This window comes from Nocardia sp. NPDC051463 (genome assembly GCF_040681975.1).
Taxonomy (GTDB): Bacteria; Actinomycetota; Actinomycetes; order Mycobacteriales; family Mycobacteriaceae; genus Nocardia.
The window spans coordinates 40,925-60,207 of sequence record NZ_JBFBAB010000007.1 but is presented as its reverse complement, the minus strand read 5'-3'; the positions used below and the strand labels follow the sequence as shown (position 1 = coordinate 60,207).

Below are 19,283 nucleotides of genomic sequence, written 5' to 3'. Positions count from 1 at the left end.
ACGAAACGCCCACAGCGCGGTGGGCGTTTCGTCCGATAATCCGATTACCGGCTGCGGCGGCTCTTCTTACGCGGCGGCGGCAGCAGACCCTCGGCGCGCAGCCGTGCGGCATGCTCGGCGAGCGCCTCGACCAGCGGGCCGACCTGAGCGACATCCGGTTGCACATCGACGCGCAGACCGAATTCGATGGCGGTCTCGGCCGTCTTCGGGCCGATGCAGGCGACGATGGTGCGGGCATGCGGCTTACCCGCGATGCCGACCAGGTTGCGCACTGTCGAGGACGAGGTGAACAGGACCGCGTCGAAACCGCCGGTCTTGATCATCTCGCGGGTCTCGGCCGGCGGCGGCGATGCGCGCACCGTCCGGTAGGCGGTGACATCGTCGATCTCCCAGCCGCGGTCACGCAGACCCTCGGCGAGAGTTTCGGTGGCAATGTCCGCGCGGGGCAACAGCACGCGGTTCACCGGATCGAAAACGTCGTCGTAGGGCGGGAAGTCGGCGAGCAGGCCCTCGGAGGACTGTTCACCACTCGGGACCAACTCCGGGTTGATGCCGAACGAGCGCACCTTCTCCGCGGTGGCCTCGCCGACACAGGCGATCTTCACTCCGGAGAACGCCCGCGCATCCAAGCCGAATTCGGCGAACTTCTCCCACACCGCGCGCACCGCGTTGGTGGAGGTGAACACCACCCACTGATAGCGGCCGTCGACGAGACCCTTGACCGCCCGCTCCATCTGGGCAGGACTGCGCGGCGGCTCGACCGCGATGGTCGGCACCTCCATCGGGATGGCGCCGTGCGTCACCAGCCGCTCGCTCATTTCGCCTGCCTGGTCCTTGGTGCGCGGCACGAGCACGGTCCAGCCGTACAGCGCGCGCGACTCCCACCACGACATCTTGGAGCGCTGCGCGACCACCTTGCCGATGGTCACCACCAGCGGGCCGACCAGCTCGGAGGCGGCGCTGTTGAGCGTGGCGAGAGTCGCCTCGATAGTGCGCTGCTGGCGCGTGGTGCCGCGCACGGTCACCGCGACCGGGGTCTGCGGCGCCATACCGTGTTCGACAAGGGCACTGGCGGTTTCGGCCAGGTGTCCCGAGGACGCGTGCAGCACCAGCGGGCCGGGTGCGGCCGCGAGTGCGGCCCAGTCGACCTCGCCGCGCACATCGGCCTCGGTGTGCCCGGACCCGAGCGCGATGCCCGCGTAGCTCGGCACCGCCGAGCCGCCGGGCAGACCGGGCAACACTTCGAAGACCATGTGCGACCTGGTCACCGCGGTGACCTCGGCGATAACGGCATCGGTGGTCAGCGGGTCGCCGGAGACGACGCGGACCACGTCATGGCCGTTGCGGGCCTCGGCGATCAGCGTTTTGGCCACCTCGGCGGGTTCGCCGAGCGCCGGACGCACGTCGACGGGACGCTCGCCGTCCGGATCCGCCGGGACGGCGGTCCCGATGAGGGCGAGTACGCCCTTGTCCACATCGGGATCGGTGAACGCCAGCGTCGCCCGGCCGAGCACATCACGGGCGCGCACTGTCAGCAATGCCGGGTCGCCGGGACCCGACCCGACGAAAAGGATCCGACCGGGATGCTTCTTGGTAGCTCGGCTGCTCATCGGCTGTTCTCCATTGGGCTGGGATCGACAAAGTCTGTGGCGGGCGGATTCACCGCCTGTGCGGGGGAACCGGGCACCTCCGGTTCCACGCTGGTGAGCAACTCACGCGCGCCGAGCTCCAACAGCTCACGGGCGAGTGCTTGCCCCAATTCGGCCGCCCGCTCCGGGGCGCCGACCACGGAAGCCCGCAGCACCTCGGAACCGTCGATGGCGGCCGCGCATCCGCGTAGCGAGAGTTCGTCGACAACCCGACCGTCGTCGTCGAGCGATTCGACGACCTCGGCGAGCGCGCCGATCGGCGCGGTGCAGCCTGCCTCCAGCTCGGCGAGCAGGGCCCGCTCCGCGATAATGGCCGCCCGGGTGGCGGCGTCATCGAGTCCGGCGAGCACCGCGTGCAATGCGGTGTCGTCGCTACGGCATTCGACAGCGAGCGCGCCTTGCGCGGGAGCGGGCAACATCTGCACCGGCTCCAGCGCCTCGGTGACGGCGTCCAGACGGTCGATTCTGGCGAGCCCCGCTCTAGCGACAACGACCGCGTCGAGCTCGCCTTCGGCGACCTTGCGCAGTCTGGTGTCGAGGTTGCCACGCAGCGGCACGATGTCGAGACCGAGTCCGAGCGCACGCAACTGCGCCGCGCGCCGCGGCGCGGAGGTGCCGACCTTGGAACCGGCGGGCAGCTCACCGAGCACGAGTCCGTCGCGGGCGACCAGAGCGTCACGCGGATCCTCGCGCACCGGAATGGCGGCGATGGTGAACCGGGGGTCGGACGCGGTCGGCAAATCTTTGTACGAGTGCACCGCGATATCGATGGATCCGGCGGCCAACTCGTCACGCAGCGCGGAAGTGAACACACCGACGCCGATCTTCGCGACCGGGTCAGTCGCGTTGTTGTCGCCTGCGGTCTTGATCACGACCAGCTCTGCCGCGTGCCCAGCCGCGATCAGCGCGTCGCGAATAGTGCCCGACTGGGTGAGCGCGAGCAGACTGCCGCGCGTGCCGATCCGCCACGGCGCATGAATGCTGCCTGCGGTCACGTTGTCCTCTTCCTGCACGATGGTCATGCGGACTGCCCCCGTTCTTCGCCGAGGTGGCCTGCCGTGAAGTCGTCGGCCAGCACAATGTCGCCGTCGCCCGCGAACCGGAAGGATCCGTGCTCGCCGCCGATCGCGTTGATCTCCATCGGCGCGGCAACCGCTTGCGCCGCACCAGGTTTGAGCTCGAACAATTCCCGCAGTGCCTCGGCGTAGCTGTCGCCGCCCGGTGTCGAGGCCAGCTGTTTGACCCGCACCGTCGGCGCGTGCAGCAGCTTGTCGACCACGCGGCGCACCGTGCGCGCCACCTCGTCGCGTTCCGGGTCGGCAAGGCTCGGCAGCCGTGAATCGAGGCGGAGCAGTTCGGCCTCGACCACCTCGGCCGCGCGCTGCCGCAGTGCGGCCACGGTCGGCGTCACCTCGGCCATCCGCTGGCCGGCAAGGTATTTCGCGAGTTCATCGGCGACGATCGCGCGGGCGGCAGCGGTGTCGTCGGCAGCAGCTCCGGCCGCGGGGTCGCGCTGCAGCGTCTCGATGTCGATCACCGTGATGCCGGGCAGTCCGGCGACCGCGTGCTCGACATCCCGGGGCAGGCCGAGGTCGCAGAAGATCAATGGCCGTTCGGCCGAAACGGATTCGGCGCCGCGTTCGCGATCAGCGAGGGCACGGTGGGTGTCGGCCAACGTCACCACAGCGCCGACCGCGCCGGTACAGGTGATCACGACATCGGCAGCGGCCATCGCCTCGGTCAGCCGCGACAGCTCCATCGCCGCGGACTCGACTCCGTAGGACGCCGCGGTCTCCGCGAGCCTGCTCGCCCGCTCGATCGTGCGGTTCACCACGATGATGCGACCGATGCCCGCACGCGAAAGATGCGCTACGGCAAGCCCGCCCATGGCGCCCGCGCCGACCACGACAGCGGTCCGGCCCGCGAGCGCGGAATCGGATGCGGCGGCAGCGAAGTCCTCCGTGGTTACCGGGACTGACGCCCGCGGGCCGTCTGTTGCCGCCCGCAGCACCTGCTGAGCTCGATCCAGCGCCACCGAAACCACCGAGGCACCCGCTCTGTCGATGCCGGTTTCCGAATGCACCCGCTTGCCGACCCGCAATGCGTGCTGGGCGAGCTCGTGCATGGTCCGGCCGACGGCCTGCTGCGAATCGGCGGAGGCGTAGGCGCTGCGGATCTGGCTGAGCACCTGCTGCTCGCCGATCACCATCGAATCGAGGCCGCTCGCGACCGCGAACAGATGCTCGGCGGCGGCCTCGCTGTAGCGAACGTAGGCGTGCTTGGTCAGATCGGGCAGCGGCAGTCCGGAATGCTTGGTCAGCAGATCGCCGATCTCGGCGAGACCGCCGTGGAAGGCGTCGACTACGGCGTAGACCTCGACCCGATTACAGGTGGAGACGATCATCGCTTCGGAAACGTGGCTGGAACTGAGCATTCGGTCGACGAGCTTCGGGCGGTCGGCATCGGTGATGGCAACCTTCTCCAACACCGAGACGGGAGCGCTCCGATGCGAAATCCCGACCAAAAGAACACTCATGGGGTAACCACCGATCCCTTGCTGCTTGGCTCCGTTGCCGAATGCGAGGTCGAATGCTTGAGTGCCGGATGCGCGCGATGGGTGATGCGGCCCGAAACGGCACGTGCCACTTCGGGCAACGGCGGTGCGTTGCGCGAAGCGTCGAAGGAAAGCATCTGCATCTCGACGGCCAGATCCACCCGGCGAACCTCGACGCCGTCGGGCGCGGTCAGCTCGCACGGGGCGAAGCTCAGGATCGACGGCAGTCCCGCACCGACAAGGCAGTCGCACACCGCCTGCGCCGCGTCGTCGGGGACGGTGATCACCGCGATGGTCGGCTGCAGCACGGCGACGGCGTCGGCGAGTTCGGCGACGTCACGCACTACCAAACCGGCGACCTGCAGGCCGATCACCTCAGGATGACTGTCGAACATGCCGACGACGGTGAAGCCGCGGCGCTGGAAACCGCCATAACCGACCAGGGCCCGGCCCAGATTTCCGGCGCCGACCAGAACCACCCGATGTCCCTGCGACAGCCCGAGCACATCCTCGATCCTGCTGCGCAGCTTCGCCACGTCATAGCCGACACCCCGAACACCATTGGGCCCGAGGAAGGAAAGGTCCTTGCGCAACTTGGCGGAATTGACACCCGCCGCGACAGCCAGTTCCTCACTCGATACGATGGCAACACTGTCGTCGGCCAACATGGCGAGGACCCGGAGATAGGTCGCAAGCCGCGCAACAGTGGCCTGCGGGATGTCCTTCTGCAGAGCCCTGCCGGAGACGCCGCCTGGCGTCTCATGCTGCTCTGTCACGTCGTCGGCTCCTCGTTCCGGACTGCTCAGGTCCGGTTCGCTGTTCGACCTCTTGCCCGGGGCGGTCCGGTGCCATGATCGAATTATCGGAATGCTGGTGTCATTACGCGGTGGGTCGCAGCCTCGGCATGCGGGTCGCGTGCCACCACCGTAACCGCTTGTGAAGCCCTGCACAAAGTCGGTGAATTTGGCCTCATTTTCCGCCGCGACCAGCAGCGCGACGGAAACGGACAGGATCAGCTTTCCCTCAGTGGGTCAAATCGGACCGCAATCGGGGCTCGTCGACATCGAAATAGCTGTGCTCACGGCCGTCGAGCAGCACGACGGGCAGCCGGTCACCGTACTCCGCGCGCAGGCCAGGGTCGGTAACGGCGGCCGCGTCGACATCCACCGTCGCGGGCTCGATCCCGAAGTCGGCGCAGATCACCCGCAGCTGTTCCAGTGCGGTGACACACAGCCCGCAGCCGGATCTCGTCAGCAAAGTCACCGAATGTGTGGGATTGGTCATGACGGATATTAAATCGCCTCGCCACGCCCGGTTCGGTGCGCGCGGTAAGCCCGTCACTGTCACCGCTTCCGGCTAGTGTGGACGTGGTTCGCGCGACGGGCGGAGGTACTGGTGCCGGAACAATCGAAGGTGGCCCACAGTTCAGGGACGAAGGCCGGATTCATCGCCGGACGATTCGGCGAGTTTCCCGTGCGATGGAACCAGGGCAGGCTCGGCCAGAGCCTCCAGGACCAGCTCGCGCGGATCTCCCGCAGCCCCTTCGGTCCGAGCGAGGAAGAGCTGCGGGCCAATCTGGCAGGCGAGGCGAGCGCGGATGCCGCGCTGACGCTGCACGACGCCGACCTGGCGGCCGCCCAACAGGAGACGACCGGACCGGAGGTGCCGCGCGATCTCACCGCGGCCGCGTTCTTCGATGTGGACAACACCATGGTGCAGGGCGCGTCGATCGTGCATTTCGCTCGTGGTCTGGCCGCACGTAAATACTTCAAGACCTCCGACCTGGTCGATGTCGCGTGGAAACAGGTCAAGTTCCGCGTCACCGGCAAAGAGAACAGCACCGATATGGCCAGCGGCCGGGAAAAAGCGCTGGCATTCATCGCGGGTCGACCGACCGCGGAGCTCGCCGCACTCGGCGAGGAGATCTACGACGAAATCATCGCCGACAAGATCTGGCCGGGGACAAGGGCTCTCGCGCAGATGCACCTCGATGCCGGACAACAGGTGTGGTTGGTTACCGCGACGCCGGTCGAGCTGGCGCAGGTGATCGCGAAGCGGCTCGGACTGACCGGTGCTCTCGGCACCGTCGCCGAGAGTGTGGACGGAAAGTTCACCGGCAGGCTGGTCGGCGACATCCTGCACGGCCTCGGCAAGGCGCACGCGGTGCGCACCCTCGCCGTTCGAGAAGGCTTGAACCTCAAGCGGTGCACCGCCTATTCCGACAGCCACAACGATGTGCCGATGCTGTCGCTGGTCGGCACAGCGGTGGCGATCAACCCGGATTCGGATCTGCGGGAGGTCGCCAAGAATCGCGGGTGGGAAATCCGCGACTTCCGTACCGGCCGCAAGGCCGCCAAGATCGGCGTGCCGACCGCACTGGCTCTGGGCGCCGCCGGTGGCGCGGTGGCGGCGGCGGTCACTCGCCGCCGCGAGCACTGACTATCCGCTGAAAGCGTTGCGGCGCTTGGTCAACAGTTTGTAGAGGGTCTGCTGGATGGTTTCGCGGACCTGGTCGGTGACCTCGAACATGGTCATCGGGTCGTCCGCGGCCTCGGCCTCGTAGGCGCTCGTCGGAATCGGCGCGCCGAACTCGATGTACCACTTGGACGGCAGCGGGACCGCGCCGAGCGGACCGAAGTGCGGGAACAGCGGGGTCACCGGAAAGTACGGCAGGTTGAGCAACCTGGCCAGTGGCTTGATATCGGCCAGCTTCGGGTAGATCTCCTCGGAACCGACGATCGAGCACGGAATGATCGGGGTGCCGGTGCGGACCGCGGCGGCAACGAATCCGCCCCGGCCGAAGCGCTGCAGCTTGTAGCGATCGGTGTACTGCTTGCCGACGCCCTTGAAGCCCTCGGGAAATACGCCGGTCAGCTCACCCGAGCGCAGCAGTCGTTCGGCGTCCGGACGGCAGGCCAGGGTGTGGCCCGCCTTGCGGGCCAGCGAGCCGAGCACCGGCGTCTCGAAGATGAGGTCGGCGGCCAGCAGGCGCAGCGCCCGCTGCTTGGGATGCTTGTCGTGCACTGCCAGCTGCAGCATCAACCCATCCAGCGGCACGGTGCCCGCATGGTTGGCGACGACCAACGCGCCACCCACCTCTGGAATGTTCTCCATCCCGCTGACCTGTACCCGGAACCAGAAATCCGACATGGGACGCAGCATCGGCAGGATCAGCGATTCGAGCAGGTGCTCGTCGAAGCCGAACTCGTCGACCTGGTAGTCGCCGGTGAGCCTGCGCCGCGCGAATTCGGCGGTCTTGCCGATCTGCTTGCCGAGGACGCCGCGCAGGATGTCCGATAGTGATTGCGGCACCGGCGGTTCGGTGGCAGCCAGCCGTTCGGTCAGCGAGGTCACCTGGCCCGACGACGGCTCGCCGACCGTGGGCTCCGGCCAGCGACGCGTGGTCGGGCGCGGGCGCGCCTCGATATTCACGTCGTGGAGTTGGATGACTTTCGCGACATCGTTCATTGTTGTGCTCCCGTACCGGCCCCGAGCAGGCCGAGCAGTTTCTTTTCTGCGGCATCGATCCATGCGGGATCGATGACGGGCCGCAACGCTGCGCCCCCGATAAAGTCGTCGAACGCCTGCACCGTCGTCCAGCGCGGCACGAACCCGAGTTCGGTACGCATGCGCGTGGTGTCCAGGCCACAGCCGAAATGGAAATAATCGAGTTGTTCGCTGCTGAATTCGCGCATCAACGGACCCATCAACGCGCGTCCCGCCGTGCGGAACACCAGGAACGGGATCGGAAGCTCGATGCGGCCCGCCCGCCGCACCGCTTGCGATAGGGCAAGGGCGCCGTCACCCGCAATATTGTATGCGCCGACGGCCGAAACTTTGGCAGCATGCGTCAAAGCGGCGATCGCGTCCTGCTCGTGCACCAGCTGCATCCTGGCATCGCGGCCGAACACGGTCGGTGCGACCGGCGAACGCAGATATTGGACACCGCGCCCGGCCAGCCGTGGACCGACGATCGGTGCGAAACGCAGAACCGCGGTGGCCATATCGGGCCTGCGCCGGGCAAGCCCGCGGACGAATCCTTCGATTTCGATCATGTCGCGCGCGAATCCGCCCCTCGGCGGTATGCGCGCACTCATTTCTTCGGTGAATTTCGCCGGGTCCTTCGCACTGCATCCATACACCGCCGACGTCGAGCGCACCACCACTCGCCGCACCGAGGGCGACTTCTGACAGACCGCGAGCAGCTGCATGGCGCCCAGGACGTTGAGGTCCTTCATCACCGCCCTGCTGAAACCAGCGGGTGGCCGCGCCAGCAGCGCGGCATGCACGACGGTGTCCACTTGGCCACCATCGATTACCTTGCGGATCAACGGATTTCGAATGTCTGCGCGAATGAATTCCGCGCGGCCCATGCGACGGGATAGCTCTCGGCTCGGGGTCATGGTGTCGACCGCGATAATGCGCTCGATGCCGGGGTCCTGGGCGAGTCCGGCCACGACATTGCCGCCGAAGAACCGGCTGGCGCCGGTGACCAGCGCAACCTTGGGTGTGTGTCCGTCTCTTATCTCAGATCCCACAGCACCGGATCCCAACTCGACAGCCCCCATTTCATTTAATGCGGTTCAAGCGTAACCGCTGCCATACGACGCGCCGAGATTATTAACCAGGATCTAACGATGACTTCAGTCACCTGAAACACAAACCGCTTTCAAACTTGAGTGTTTCAAAACGAAGAGCCCGCCACCGGATCGGTGACGGGCTCCCCAGCTAACGCGCAGCGGCTTACTTGCCGAGTTTGCGCCGCTGAACGCGGGTGCGGCGAAGCAGCTTGCGGTGCTTCTTCTTCGACATGCGCTTGCGACGCTTCTTGATCACAGAACCCATAGGGTTGTTCCTCGCGTTCTCTCTACTCGGCGCGCACGTCAATCACGTACGCCGTACTCGGCATCCGCGCCGCCGACGGCCACCGGACACCACGAAACGGTGCCACCAGCAGGCGAACACGAACCGACCGCTCATCCTACCGGGACACCCCGAGGCGAACGAAACCGCCTCATCCAGCGTCGAAGTACGACGTCTCCAGATAGTCGTGGACCGCCTTGGCATGCACCCGGAACGACCGACCGACTCGCACGGCGGGCAACTCACCCGAGTGCACGAGCCGATAGACCGTCATTTTGGATACCCGCATCAAATTTGCCACCTCGGCGACGGTGAGGAACTGAGTGCCGCCACCGAGCACGGGTTGCGCTGGAGATACCGAACTGCCTTGCGACCGGGAACCTGCCCGGCTGGTAGATGGTCCGGAGCCGCCAGGCGACGTCCCTGAGCTATTTGCAGACATCTTGTTAGACATCATTGCACCATTGACCTCCGGCACGTCCGCGCCGCCGGCTTCCCCACCGGCGGAACAGACACGCACGTGCTCCTTGAAGCTTAGCGGGACCAGTGGGATTACTGCGACGGGTGTGAGAAATAAGCTTCGCTTGCAGGGAACCGACCGGTCATTCGGTAGACCTGCCCTGTTCCGCAGACCGTTGCTTGGCCGCGTGCAGTGCCTCCAGGATCGCGGACCGGACCCCACCCCGCTCCAACTCGCGCAGCGCCGCGGCCGTGGTGCCCGCGGGCGAGGTGACCGCGGCGCGCAGTTCCACGGCACTCTGCTCGGCATCGTCGAGCAGCGCGGCGGACCCGACCATGGTCTGCACCACGAGCTGGGTCGCGATATCCCTGGTGAGGCCGAGGCCGACGGCCGCGTCCACCATCGCCTCGACGACAAGGAAGAAATACGCGGGTCCGGAACCCGACACCGCGGTGACCGCGTCCATCTGCGACTCGGCGACGGTCACCACCTTGCCGACCGCGGAAAGCAGATCGGTCACCTCGGCCAGCTGCTCCGGCCTGGCGTAGCGCCCCGGTGCGAGCACGATCATGCCCTGACCGACCAGCATCGGGGTATTAGGCATCACCCGCACCACAGGGAAGCCCGCGGGCAGCTTCGCCTCGAGCCGAGCGGTCGGCACGCCTGCCGCGAGCGAGACGAGCACCTGATCCCGATCCGCATCGAGTTCGGCCTTGCCCAGCTGGGTCAGGACGGTGTCGACATCACCCGGCTTGACCGCGATCACCAGCAGATCCGCGCCGATGACCGCATCGGCCACCGACTCGGTGACCCGGATGCCGAACCGATCAGCGATCAGCACGGCGCGATCGGTGTGCGTCTCGACGATGACCAGGTCCTTGCCCGCTCGACCCGACTCGAGCAACCCGGCGACCAACGCCTCCCCGATGCGACCTCCACCGATCACCGCAATTCTCGTCATGGGGGTAAAGGTTAGACCGCGCTCAACGCTGCGGAATCAGCGCCAGCTGGCGGCTTTGCGCGACGACCGCACCGGTGGAATCGAGAATGAGCTGATCCTCGTCGAACATGCGGCCGCCGACCTCGTGGGTGGTCGCGATGATCCGCAGCCAGCCGGGGGCCGGCCTGCGGCGCAGGTAGGTGGTCATCTGAACGGTCGGAGCCCAGCCGAAGTGGCCGAGGTTCATCGGGACCGGCGGGCTCATGTCGGCCGACATCATCGCGAAGTACATCGAAACATCGGGATCCTGCTGATCGCCCGCGCGTGGGCGCATCCACAGCCGCAGCCGCGGCTCGGCCTGCTCGCCATCCAGGAACCGGGCCCACTTGCGGTCGATGTAGAGCTCCGCGCCCTGGCCCACGTGGACGATGCTGCCCATCGGTGAGCCGGATTCGTAGCCGGCGGCGTCGGCGGGCGGCGCGGCGGGCATATCGTCGTGCTGCGGCGCGTAGAGCGGATCAGCGTCGTCGAGGTGGCCGAAGGTGAACGCGGTGCGCACCAGGCTGCGCCCGTCCTGGATCAGGGTCGTGTCCGCCAGACAGATCTGACGGCCCACCTTGCGGATGCGCACCTCGTACTCGACCACCCCCGGCTCCGGCGCGCCGAGGAAGTCGGAGCTCGCCGCGATGGGCGCCATCGCGGTCAGTGCCGGATCGGAGGCGCGCAGCCAGTTGGTGGCCGCCGCGGCGCTGGCCGCGACCATGGTGCCGCCGTGCACCTTGTTGCCGATCGTCCAGATCTTGTCGATGACACCGAGATAGCGGCCGGTGTCAGGGGTGTCTGCGAGAAGTTCGGTCAGCGCGCATACCCGGCTGAAAGGCGCATCGGTCTCGGTGTCCGGCTCGAGGTCCACGATCAGCTCCGGCATCGTCACTCCTGTCGTTCCTGTGCCGCATCGGCGGTCCACGGCGATCGCCGAGACACCACACTTATCCGATACCTGGCGTTCATACAGCGTAGAACGATCGGATTCAGCGTTCGCATTCCCCTCCGACGAGTGGTGGGCGAACGACCTCGTCACACCTGGCCGGCGTGGCTCGGCGCGGGAGCGGGAGCAGGCGCCATGCCATTGAGATGCTCTCTGGCGAACGCGAGCGTGCGGTGCAGCATCGCCGCGCGGTCCTGGGTGGTGCGTGCGCTCTGGGTATTGATCTCGGCGACCGCATGCCCGGAGAAGCCGGTGCGCACCAGGGCAGCGCACAGCTCCACACAGGGCTGGGTGCCCTCGCCGGGCACCAGATGCTCGTCGTGTGCGGCGCCGCGGCCGTCGGCGAGATGCAGGTGCGCGAGGCCATGCCCCATCCGCCCGGCCAGCGCCAGCGGATCGGCGCCCGCGGTCGCGGTGTGCGAGAGGTCGAGAGTGTAGTGCCGGTATCCGACGTCGGTCGGATCGTAGGACTGACTGAAGGCGGTCACGCCGAGCCCCGGTCCGCCGCGCCGCTCCAGCCGCTTCACCGAACCGGCGCCACGACCGAACAGAGTGTCCGCACGCATCGGGAACATGTTCTCGACCGCGACGATGACGGTGCTGTGCTCCTCGAGCTCAGCGACCTGGTCGGCGAAGCCCTCCGCATAACGACGCTGCCACCGGAACGGTGGATGCACGACCACGGTGCCTGCGCCGAGCGCCTCGGCGGTATGCACACTGCGCTCCAGCTTGGCGACCGGATCCGAGCCCCACACCCGCTGCGAGATGAGCAGACACGGCGCGTGCACCGCGATCACGGGCATGGAGTACTTGCGGGCGTAGGCCTGCACAGTGGCGATGCTCTGACTGGCCGGCTCGGCCCAGACCATCAACTCGATGCCGTCGTAACCGAGTTCGGCCGCGTAGCGGAAGGCAGCTTCGGTGTTCTGTGGATACACCGACGCCGTCGAAAGGCCGACCACTATCGGCCGCCCTCCGCCGACGCACGCGGGTTCGCCGGGCGAGTGGGGTTCGGTGCGCTCGCCCGTACCCAGTACGTCCGCGCCGCCCACACTTCCCACCCGTGTGTCGTCTGCCTGCCCGATGTTCCCCACAGCAGCTCCTACTCAGTTCGTACTGAGAAGAAAGGCTAGCGGTCCGAGTGTGACAAAGATGCCAACGACGACGGCAATCACCGTGCTGAGGATGTCGTCGGTCCTGCGCAGAATCCGCACCAACGCCACCAGACCGAGAATCACGATCATTGCCAGGGCCAGCGCCACCCAGGGCAGCATCTCCCACATCCGCTCGAACCCCTTGAACAGCAACATGCCGGCGACCGCGGCGCCGGTGCTCTGCCCACCGAGGATCATCCACTGCCGACGATTGGCGTCGTACTCGACCTTGCGCCCGACCCTCGAACGGCGCGGCGACATGATCCCCGACCGCTCCGAATCCGGATGCTCGTCGAAGTCGTCCTCGTCCTCCAGCGGGTCGGGATCCACCTCGAACGCCGGGTGCACATCGGTGCGGCCCTGCACATCGTCCAGGTCGATGATGTCGAGGTCGCGGCCCGCGTCACGTTTCCCACGGCCACGCTTGCCTCGACCGCCCTCGCGTCTGCTCGCGCGCTCGGCGCCCTCGCGTTCGGCCCGCTCGACCTCGTCACGCAGCAGGTCACCCGCCACCGTCTGACCGGAAACCAGCTGCTGATCCTGGCTGGCCAGCGACCATGCCGCAGTCGGAATCGCACCGGATTCGGGCGCGAGATCGTTGTTCTGCGGGGTCGGCGCGTGATGTCTTCGCGCCGACCATGCGGGCAGGCCGCCATCGGCAGCGCGGCGGGATGATCGTCGCGGCGGCTCGGGAGGTGGCTCCGGACTCGGGGACCGGTTGCCGCGGGGCGGGGCCTCCGGCAGCGGCGAAAGCGGCAGCGGCGCCGATTCGGGTGCGAACCCGTTGGGCGCGGACGACCACGGTGCGGTCGACGGCCCGACCTCGAGTACCTCTTCCGCGCGTGCCTCCTCCGCGCGGCGACGAGCGGCCCTGCCGGTTCTGGCTCTGTTGTTTCCCGCAGGTCCGTCGAGCGGTCCACGGTCCGCGAGCGGGTCGGCTCGACCCGCCTCGCGCATCGGTCGTACCTCGGTGGCCGACTCGTCGGGATCGTGCCTCCGCCTGCGACCGGTCCGCCCGGAACCGAGCGGCGGCACGCTGTCACCCGACAGCGGGTCGCCCCCATAGGGATCGGCAGGCGCATAGGGATCGATGGGGGCATAGGGATCGGGCGCAGCGTGCGACGACAGCGGGTCGGCGGGCGCAGCATGTCGCGAAACGGGCATGTCCCGCCCCGGCATGACCCGGCTCGAGCGGCCTGGCAACGGATCCGGCTCGGGCGCAGCGTAATCCGACAGCGGGTCGTAGCGCGTGATCGGCCCCGACATCGGCGAATAGCTCGGCAGCTCCGGCTCGGGCAGCGGGGGTGCGTACGAAACCGGTTCCGGCGCAGGCAATTCGAACGCCGATGGCTGATATGCCGCGGGTTCGTACGGTGCGGGCTCCCGCGGCGATGGCTGGTAGGCCGACGGTTCGTAGGCGGCAGGCTGCTCATACGACGGCGCGTCGAGCGCCGGTTCGTCGGGCGCGGCATGTGAGGAGCGACCGCCGTTGGCCGGGATGACCGGCAGATCGCCCGTCAGCTCCGCGACCGAGATCCCCCGGCCGCTGCGCCTACGCCTGCCACCGCCACCGGAGGACGCCGAACCCTGTTGACCATTGCGGGCCAGCAGTTCGGCGACCGATAGCTGTTTGGAGTCATCACTCATGGCGACACCGTTTCGATCGGGCCCGACAGCGCGGCGCCACCACCGGGTGCGGGCCTGCCGGTCTCGACAGCCGGTCCCGGTGAGCTCGTCGCTCGGGGTCCGCCGTTCATGTCGGTATCCAGTTTGCGCAGGATCAGCCCCTCACGCAGTGCCCACGGACAAATCTCGAGGGTATCCAGCGATAGTGCCCGCATACTCGCCTCCGCGACCAATGCGCCAGCCACCAATTGCTGTGACCGATCGGAACTTACGCCTTCCAATTCTGCACGGTCCGACGCTGTCATTCGTGAGATGAAAGCAATCAGTTGGCGCAGACCTGAGCTGGTGAGTGTACGGCGCACCCGCAGTCCCGAGGAAGAGGGTGCCGCTCCGGTCAGCCGAGCCAGCGAGCGGAAAGTCTTCGACGTGCCGACGGCAAGATCCGGCTTACCCACGTCCAACAGCTGTTTCGTGGGCAGCACCAGCTCGGCGTCGAGCCAGTCGCGCAGCACAGCGATACGACGCTTGCCCGGTGGATCCTCACGTAGCCACTCGCGGGTCAGCCGACCGGCACCGAGTTGCAGCGATAGCGCGACATCGGGTTCCTCATCGCCGCCATTGGTCATTTCCAGCGAGCCGCCACCGATGTCGAGATTGAGGATGCGGCCCGCGCTCCAGCCGTACCAGCGGCGCACGGCGAGGAAGGTCGATCTGGCCTCGTCGACACCGGAGAGCACCCGCAGCTCGACGCCGGCCTCGGCCAGCACCCTGGCGAGCACCTCTTCGGAGTTGGTGGCCTCGCGCAGCGCCGAGGTCGCGAAGGGCATCAGCTCGACGCACTTGGAGGTCTCGGCGATGCTGGCGAATTCGGCGACGGTCGCAATCAGACGTTCGGCTCCCTGGACAGTGATCCGACCTGCGCCGTCCATATTCTCCGACAGCCGTAACGTCGCCTTTGTCGAGCTCATCGGCATCGGGTGGCCACCACGATGAGCGTCCACCACGAGCAGATGGACGGTATTGCTTCCGACATCGAGTACCCCAAGCCGCACATGAACACGGTACTGGGTGAACCGGGGGTTTAGGCGAGGCGACCGAACTGTTAGCGTCTCGAGGTGTGACGGTAGGCGCATCCGCGAACGGTCCAGCCAGACCCCGACCAGCAGAGAAGATCCAGCCGACTCCTGAGGTGGGTCTCGATTTCCCGCGGGAGTGGATCGAGTTCGTCGATCCAGCAAACAGCGAGCATCTGATCGCCGCGGACCTGACGTGGTTGCTGTCGCGCTGGACTTGCGTCTTCGGCACGCCGGCGTGCCAGGGAATCCTCAGCGATCGCCCCGACGACGGCTGCTGCTCGCACGGCGCTTTCATGTCCGGCAAGGAAGACCGCAAGCGGCTGGAGTCCTCTGTGAAAATGCTCACATCAGAGGATTGGCAGCTGATGGATAAAGCCAAGAATGTCGACGGCAAGATCACCAAGCGGGGCTATCTCGAGGTCGATGAGCTGGAAGAGGAGCCCGCGCTTCGCACCCGCCGATTCGACGGTGCGTGCATCTTCCTCAACCGCCCTGATTTCGAGGGCGGCCCCGGCTGCGCCCTGCACACGATGGCGCTGCGCAAGGGTATCGAGCCGCTGGAGGTGAAGCCGGACGTGTGCTGGCAGTTGCCTATCCGGCGCACCATGGAGTGGGTCGACCGCCCCGACGACGTCCAGATCCTGCGCACCACCATCACCGAATTCGATCGGCGCGGCTGGGGCGCGGGAGGTTTGGACCTGGGGTGGTACTGCACCAGCTCCCCTGACGCCCATGTCGCCGCGCGCCCGGTGTGGCAGTCCTATGCGGCCGAACTCAAAGAACTACTCGGCGAACCCGCCTACGAGGCGCTGGCGAGGCACTGCAAGCGCAGAGAAGGACTCGGCCTGATCGCAATTCATCCGGCGACCGTGAACGCCGATCGAATAAAGGCGGAAGCACCGGTTTCCGACCAGTCGGAGTGAGGTTTTCCTAGCGGGTGGTTCACCTGCGCGCCATGCGAGCTTTACCGGTATGGGGTTTGATGTGCGGTTATGTTGAAGAAAGCCGTCATCCTGACAACAATCGCCGCCGGAGCCGCCCTCGCCATGAGCGGCGCCGCACACGCGGAACCCAATGGCGATCCTGCCAAATATGCCGATTTCACCGCCGACTTCCTGCCCGCGAACACCCCTGAGGCGCTCAATGCTACGAAGGCGGGCAAGAACCTGATCATGAGCCCGTACGGCGTTACCCACACCATCGCTTGCCGCGGCACCAACGCCGCGGACGTCTACGACTGCATGCAGGAAGACGCCCTCGGCTGGATCAGCCTGCGCAAGACCGACACCCCCGTCGGCCCCACCTGGCTCTACCTGCCCTGAGATCGCGGCGAAGCCGAGGTTGTCGGGGGCCTCGGCGGATTCGCCTCAGCGCTCGGCGCTCACGCCTCGAGCTTGTAGCCGAGGCCGCGCACGGTCACCAGATGTTCCGGCTTGGCCGGATCGCCCTCGATCTTCGAGCGCAGGCGCTTGACGTGGACATCGAGGGTCTTGGTGTCACCGACGTAATCGGCGCCCCACACCCGGTCGATCAGCTGGCCACGGGTCAGCACCCTGCCGGAATTACGCAGCAGATACTCGAGCAGGTCGAATTCCTTCAGCGGCAGGGTGACTTGCTTGCCGTTCACGTGCACGGTGTGCCGGTCGACATCCATCCGGACCGGACCGGCTTCCAGCACGCCGCTCTCGTTGCCGCCGTCGAGTTCGTCGCCCGCGCCGCGCCGCAGGACAGCCCGAATGCGTGCGATGAGTTCGCGTGCCGAGTACGGCTTGGTCACATAGTCGTCGGCGCCGAGCTCGAGCCCGACCACCTTGTCGATCTCGCTGTCGCGCGCGGTCACCATGATGACCGGAACGCCGCTGCGGGTGCGCAGTTGCTTGCACACATCGGTACCGCTCATGCCGGGCAGCATGAGGTCCAGCAGCACGATGTCGGCGCCGGAGCGATCGAATTCGGCGAGCGCGGACGGTCCGTCACCGACGACGGTCACCTCGAAACCCTCCTTGCGCAGCAGGAACGCGAGCGGATCGGCCAGCGACTCCTCATCCTCGACGATCAGAACACTCGTCATCTGCGTGCCTCCACACCGTTGGGTCTGCTCGGCCCCGAGGGGCGCGGGCTGATTTCTCTCATGCTCACCACGGAGCCGTCGACCTCGTCGTCGCTATCGGCCTCGAGATGGGCGGGTATTCGCAAGGTGAACGTCGAACCGGTGCCCAGCTTGCTCCACAGGGTGATCTCACCGTTGTGGTTGGCGGCTACGTGCTTGACGATAGCCAGCCCAAGCCCGGTACCGCCGGTGGCGCGCGAGCGCGCCTTGTCGGACCGGAAGAAGCGTTCGAAGACCCGTTCCTGGTCTTCCTTGGCGATGCCGATGCCGCGATCGGTCACGGCCATCGCGACGTGATCGCCGCGCAGCGATCGGCTGACCGACACGTGTGAGCCGGCCAGTGAATACGCGATCGCGTTCTCCACCAGGTTGGACAGCGCCGTGACCAGCAGAGTTTCGTCGCCGAGCACCTCGAGGCCACTGGGACGGTCGGTACTGACGGTGATGCCCGCCGCCTCTGCCGCGGTGCGTGAGCGGTCCACCGCCTGCATCACCACCGTGTCCACATCGACTACTTCGAGCTCGGGCAGCTTTTCGGCGCCCTGCAGCCGCGACAGCGCGATCAGTTCGGTCACCATTTTGCCGAGGCGCCTGGATTCGCCGAGCACCCGCTGGCCGAAGTGGCGCACCGCCTCGGGGTCGTCGGCGGATTCCAACATGGCCTCGGCGAGCAGGCTCATCGCGCCGACCGGGGTCTTGAGCTCGTGGCTGACATTGGCGACGAAGTCGCGGCGCGTGGCTTCCATCCTGGCCTGCTCGGAGTCGTCGTCGGCGAACAGCACGGTGAAGCTGGTCTCCTCGCGCGACAGCTGCCTGGCCACGCCGCGTACCGCGATCCTGCTGCGGCCGGGCATCGGGTTCTTCGCGGTGAGGTCGAATTCGGCGGACTCACCGGTGGCCAGCACCTTCTCCACCGCGGCCCACGCGCGTTCGTCGAGCAGCCGGTTACGGACGAGGCCGAGTTCCTCGGCGCGCGGGTTGACCAGCACCACGTCGCGATACTCGTCGACCACTGCGATGCCGCTCTCGGAGGCAAGAACGATGAGGTCGAGCACCTGCGACATCGTGAGCCCCGAGTCGGCCTGCCTGCGCGCGGCTTGCCTGGCATTCATGAACGGGATCAGTAGCCCGCCGACTGCCAGTCCGACGACAGCCGCGAGGACTGCCAACAGTACGGCCTGCGGAACACTCACCCTTGAATCGTACGGTCGCCGACCGGCAACCCAACTCTGGGTAGGAGAAGTTTCGCGCAGGTCATGGGCACTTCCTGCCGTGTTAGCCGCGCGTTTACGCGTTGTTCGGCCTACAAAGGGCGGGCGCGCGGCACAAGCGGAATTCGGTCATGTCCAGCGAACATGGCTCGTACGGCGGCCGATCCTCGCCGCGCTCAGTCCTCGTCGTCGGCGCCCGACATCGCGGCGCGGACCGCGCTCCCGTGTCGGTCGACCCACTCGCCGAGGGCGTAGATCGGATTCAGCAGATCACGTCCCGCCGCTGTCAACTCGTACTCGACCCGCGGCGGGGCCTCGGCGTAGCGGCGGCGTTCGATCAGGGTCATCTGCTCCATCCGACGCAGCGTCTGAGTGAGCATTTTCTGGCTGATGCCACCGATGGCGGTGCGCAGGTCGCCCGGCCGCATCGGACCCTCGCGCAGCATGTACACGATCACCGGTAGCCACGAGTTGCCGAAGAGGTCCACCGCCATCCTGGCCGGGCAGTCGGCTTCGAAATCGCCGTACGGCGTGAACTGCGCGGGTTGCGCGACGATCGGCTCGGCAGGTTCGACTGTCATGAATCAAGCCTGCCACCGCCGTTGCGCACCCGGAGGTGCCTATCGACTTTCCTAGCGTCATTTCCGAAGAC

General features: G+C 67.0%; 20 protein-coding genes. 3 read left to right on the top strand and 17 right to left on the bottom strand.

The features are described 5' to 3' along the window. Positions 1–44 precede the first annotated feature (44 nt). From AB0M74_RS12540 to AB0M74_RS12520, 5 genes are all read right to left on the bottom strand, one after another. Complete coding sequence (locus tag AB0M74_RS12540; protein WP_364905530.1) at positions 45–1,610, bottom strand: bifunctional uroporphyrinogen-III C-methyltransferase/uroporphyrinogen-III synthase; 1,566 nt, start codon at positions 1,608–1,610, stop codon at positions 45–47. After that, positions 1,607–2,671 carry a hydroxymethylbilane synthase gene (gene hemC, locus AB0M74_RS12535; protein WP_364905527.1) on the bottom strand — a complete coding sequence of 355 codons (1,065 nt, stop codon included), beginning with the start codon at positions 2,669–2,671 and terminating at the stop codon, positions 1,607–1,609. Before hemC ends, AB0M74_RS12540 begins: the two co-directional genes overlap by 4 nt. Continuing rightward, on the bottom strand, positions 2,668–4,185 hold the full coding sequence (locus AB0M74_RS12530) for a glutamyl-tRNA reductase (protein WP_364905525.1): 1,518 nt from the start codon (positions 4,183–4,185) through the stop codon (positions 2,668–2,670). The genes hemC and AB0M74_RS12530 overlap by 4 nt, the downstream gene beginning before the upstream one ends. After that, entirely contained in the window at positions 4,182–4,979 is a 798-nt protein-coding gene (locus AB0M74_RS12525) for a redox-sensing transcriptional repressor Rex (protein WP_364905522.1), read from the bottom strand. Before AB0M74_RS12525 ends, AB0M74_RS12530 begins: the two co-directional genes overlap by 4 nt. Before the next feature lie 247 nt (positions 4,980–5,226). Next, the gene (locus AB0M74_RS12520) at positions 5,227–5,487 is read right to left on the bottom strand and encodes a glutaredoxin family protein (protein WP_364905519.1); all 261 of its coding nucleotides are present in this window, start codon (positions 5,485–5,487) and stop codon (positions 5,227–5,229) included. A gap of 189 nt (positions 5,488–5,676) precedes the next feature. Here AB0M74_RS12520 and AB0M74_RS12515 point away from each other — a divergent pair, with 189 nt between their 5' ends. After that, positions 5,677–6,642 (top strand): HAD-IB family hydrolase, encoded by a 966-nt coding sequence (locus AB0M74_RS12515; protein WP_364905919.1) that lies wholly within the window; start codon positions 5,677–5,679, stop codon positions 6,640–6,642. Here AB0M74_RS12515 and AB0M74_RS12510 read toward each other — a convergent pair whose 3' ends face one another. The 9 genes from AB0M74_RS12510 to AB0M74_RS12470 form a co-directional block, all read right to left on the bottom strand. Further along, positions 6,643–7,671, bottom strand: a complete 1,029-nt coding sequence (locus tag AB0M74_RS12510; protein ID WP_364905518.1) for a lysophospholipid acyltransferase family protein — start codon at positions 7,669–7,671, stop codon at positions 6,643–6,645. Then, a complete protein-coding gene (locus tag AB0M74_RS12505) occupies positions 7,668–8,771 on the bottom strand; it encodes an NAD-dependent epimerase/dehydratase family protein (protein WP_364905515.1) in 1,104 nt (367 codons plus the stop codon). Before AB0M74_RS12505 ends, AB0M74_RS12510 begins: the two co-directional genes overlap by 4 nt. Positions 8,772–8,946: 175 nt before the next feature. Then, positions 8,947–9,048, bottom strand: a complete 102-nt coding sequence (locus AB0M74_RS12500; protein ID WP_003402602.1) for an AURKAIP1/COX24 domain-containing protein — start codon at positions 9,046–9,048, stop codon at positions 8,947–8,949. 169 nt (positions 9,049–9,217) lie between these two features. Continuing rightward, positions 9,218–9,508, bottom strand: coding sequence for a helix-turn-helix domain-containing protein (locus tag AB0M74_RS12495; RefSeq protein ID WP_364905513.1), 291 nt, complete (start codon positions 9,506–9,508; stop codon positions 9,218–9,220). A 160-nt stretch (positions 9,509–9,668) separates the two neighbouring features. Further along, entirely contained in the window at positions 9,669–10,487 is an 819-nt protein-coding gene (gene proC / locus AB0M74_RS12490) for a pyrroline-5-carboxylate reductase (protein ID WP_364905510.1), read from the bottom strand. Between the two features lie 22 nt (positions 10,488–10,509). After that, the gene (locus AB0M74_RS12485; RefSeq protein ID WP_364905507.1) at positions 10,510–11,394 is read right to left on the bottom strand and encodes a thioesterase family protein; all 885 of its coding nucleotides are present in this window, start codon (positions 11,392–11,394) and stop codon (positions 10,510–10,512) included. Positions 11,395–11,543: 149 nt separating this feature from the next. Next, the gene (locus AB0M74_RS12480; RefSeq protein ID WP_364905916.1) at positions 11,544–12,419 is read right to left on the bottom strand and encodes a sugar phosphate isomerase/epimerase; all 876 of its coding nucleotides are present in this window, start codon (positions 12,417–12,419) and stop codon (positions 11,544–11,546) included. 141 nt (positions 12,420–12,560) lie between these two features. Then, complete coding sequence (locus AB0M74_RS12475; RefSeq protein WP_364905505.1) at positions 12,561–14,255, bottom strand: hypothetical protein; 1,695 nt, start codon at positions 14,253–14,255, stop codon at positions 12,561–12,563. Continuing rightward, positions 14,252–15,286: a Ppx/GppA phosphatase family protein gene (locus AB0M74_RS12470; protein ID WP_364905503.1), complete on the bottom strand. Its 1,035-nt coding sequence runs from the start codon at positions 15,284–15,286 to the stop codon at positions 14,252–14,254. The genes AB0M74_RS12475 and AB0M74_RS12470 overlap by 4 nt, the downstream gene beginning before the upstream one ends. Positions 15,287–15,405: 119 nt before the next feature. Here AB0M74_RS12470 and AB0M74_RS12465 point away from each other — a divergent pair, with 119 nt between their 5' ends. Beyond that, positions 15,406–16,233: a hypothetical protein gene (locus tag AB0M74_RS12465; protein WP_364905913.1), complete on the top strand. Its 828-nt coding sequence runs from the start codon at positions 15,406–15,408 to the stop codon at positions 16,231–16,233. Positions 16,234–16,302: 69 nt separating this feature from the next. Continuing rightward, entirely contained in the window at positions 16,303–16,632 is a 330-nt protein-coding gene (locus AB0M74_RS12460) for a hypothetical protein (RefSeq protein WP_364905500.1), read from the top strand. 59 nt (positions 16,633–16,691) lie between these two features. Here the strand turns inward: AB0M74_RS12460 and AB0M74_RS12455 are convergent, their stop codons facing one another. From AB0M74_RS12455 to AB0M74_RS12445, 3 genes are all read right to left on the bottom strand, one after another. Then, positions 16,692–17,381, bottom strand: coding sequence for a response regulator transcription factor (locus AB0M74_RS12455; RefSeq protein ID WP_328406643.1), 690 nt, complete (start codon positions 17,379–17,381; stop codon positions 16,692–16,694). Continuing rightward, positions 17,378–18,613, bottom strand: a complete 1,236-nt coding sequence (locus AB0M74_RS12450; protein WP_328406644.1) for an ATP-binding protein — start codon at positions 18,611–18,613, stop codon at positions 17,378–17,380. Before AB0M74_RS12450 ends, AB0M74_RS12455 begins: the two co-directional genes overlap by 4 nt. 194 nt (positions 18,614–18,807) lie before the next feature. Continuing rightward, entirely contained in the window at positions 18,808–19,212 is a 405-nt protein-coding gene (locus AB0M74_RS12445; protein WP_364905495.1) for a helix-turn-helix domain-containing protein, read from the bottom strand. Positions 19,213–19,283: the final 71 nt, after the last annotated feature.

Bases quoted from the DNA above. Each gene is read 5' to 3' on its own strand.
- AB0M74_RS12530 (WP_364905525.1), bottom strand. From the start codon at position 4,185: ATGAGTGTTCTTTTGGTCGGGATTTCGCATCGGAGCGCTCCCGTCTCG.
- hemC (WP_364905527.1), bottom strand. From the start codon at position 2,671: ATGACCATCGTGCAGGAAGAGGACAACGTGACCGCAGGCAGCATTCAT.
- AB0M74_RS12485 (WP_364905507.1), bottom strand. From the start codon at position 11,394: ATGCCGGAGCTGATCGTGGACCTCGAGCCGGACACCGAGACCGATGCG.
- AB0M74_RS12445 (WP_364905495.1), bottom strand. From the start codon at position 19,212: ATGACAGTCGAACCTGCCGAGCCGATCGTCGCGCAACCCGCGCAGTTC.
- AB0M74_RS12520 (WP_364905519.1), bottom strand. From the start codon at position 5,487: ATGACCAATCCCACACATTCGGTGACTTTGCTGACGAGATCCGGCTGC.
- AB0M74_RS12475 (WP_364905505.1), bottom strand. From the start codon at position 14,255: ATGAGTGATGACTCCAAACAGCTATCGGTCGCCGAACTGCTGGCCCGC.
- proC (WP_364905510.1), bottom strand. From the start codon at position 10,487: ATGACGAGAATTGCGGTGATCGGTGGAGGTCGCATCGGGGAGGCGTTG.
- AB0M74_RS12540 (WP_364905530.1), bottom strand. From the start codon at position 1,610: ATGAGCAGCCGAGCTACCAAGAAGCATCCCGGTCGGATCCTTTTCGTC.
- AB0M74_RS12510 (WP_364905518.1), bottom strand. From the start codon at position 7,671: ATGAACGATGTCGCGAAAGTCATCCAACTCCACGACGTGAATATCGAG.
- AB0M74_RS12505 (WP_364905515.1), bottom strand. From the start codon at position 8,771: ATGGGGGCTGTCGAGTTGGGATCCGGTGCTGTGGGATCTGAGATAAGA.
- AB0M74_RS12460 (WP_364905500.1), top strand. From the start codon at position 16,303: ATGTTGAAGAAAGCCGTCATCCTGACAACAATCGCCGCCGGAGCCGCC.
- AB0M74_RS12455 (WP_328406643.1), bottom strand. From the start codon at position 17,381: ATGACGAGTGTTCTGATCGTCGAGGATGAGGAGTCGCTGGCCGATCCG.
- AB0M74_RS12500 (WP_003402602.1), bottom strand. From the start codon at position 9,048: ATGGGTTCTGTGATCAAGAAGCGTCGCAAGCGCATGTCGAAGAAGAAG.
- AB0M74_RS12495 (WP_364905513.1), bottom strand. From the start codon at position 9,508: ATGTCTGCAAATAGCTCAGGGACGTCGCCTGGCGGCTCCGGACCATCT.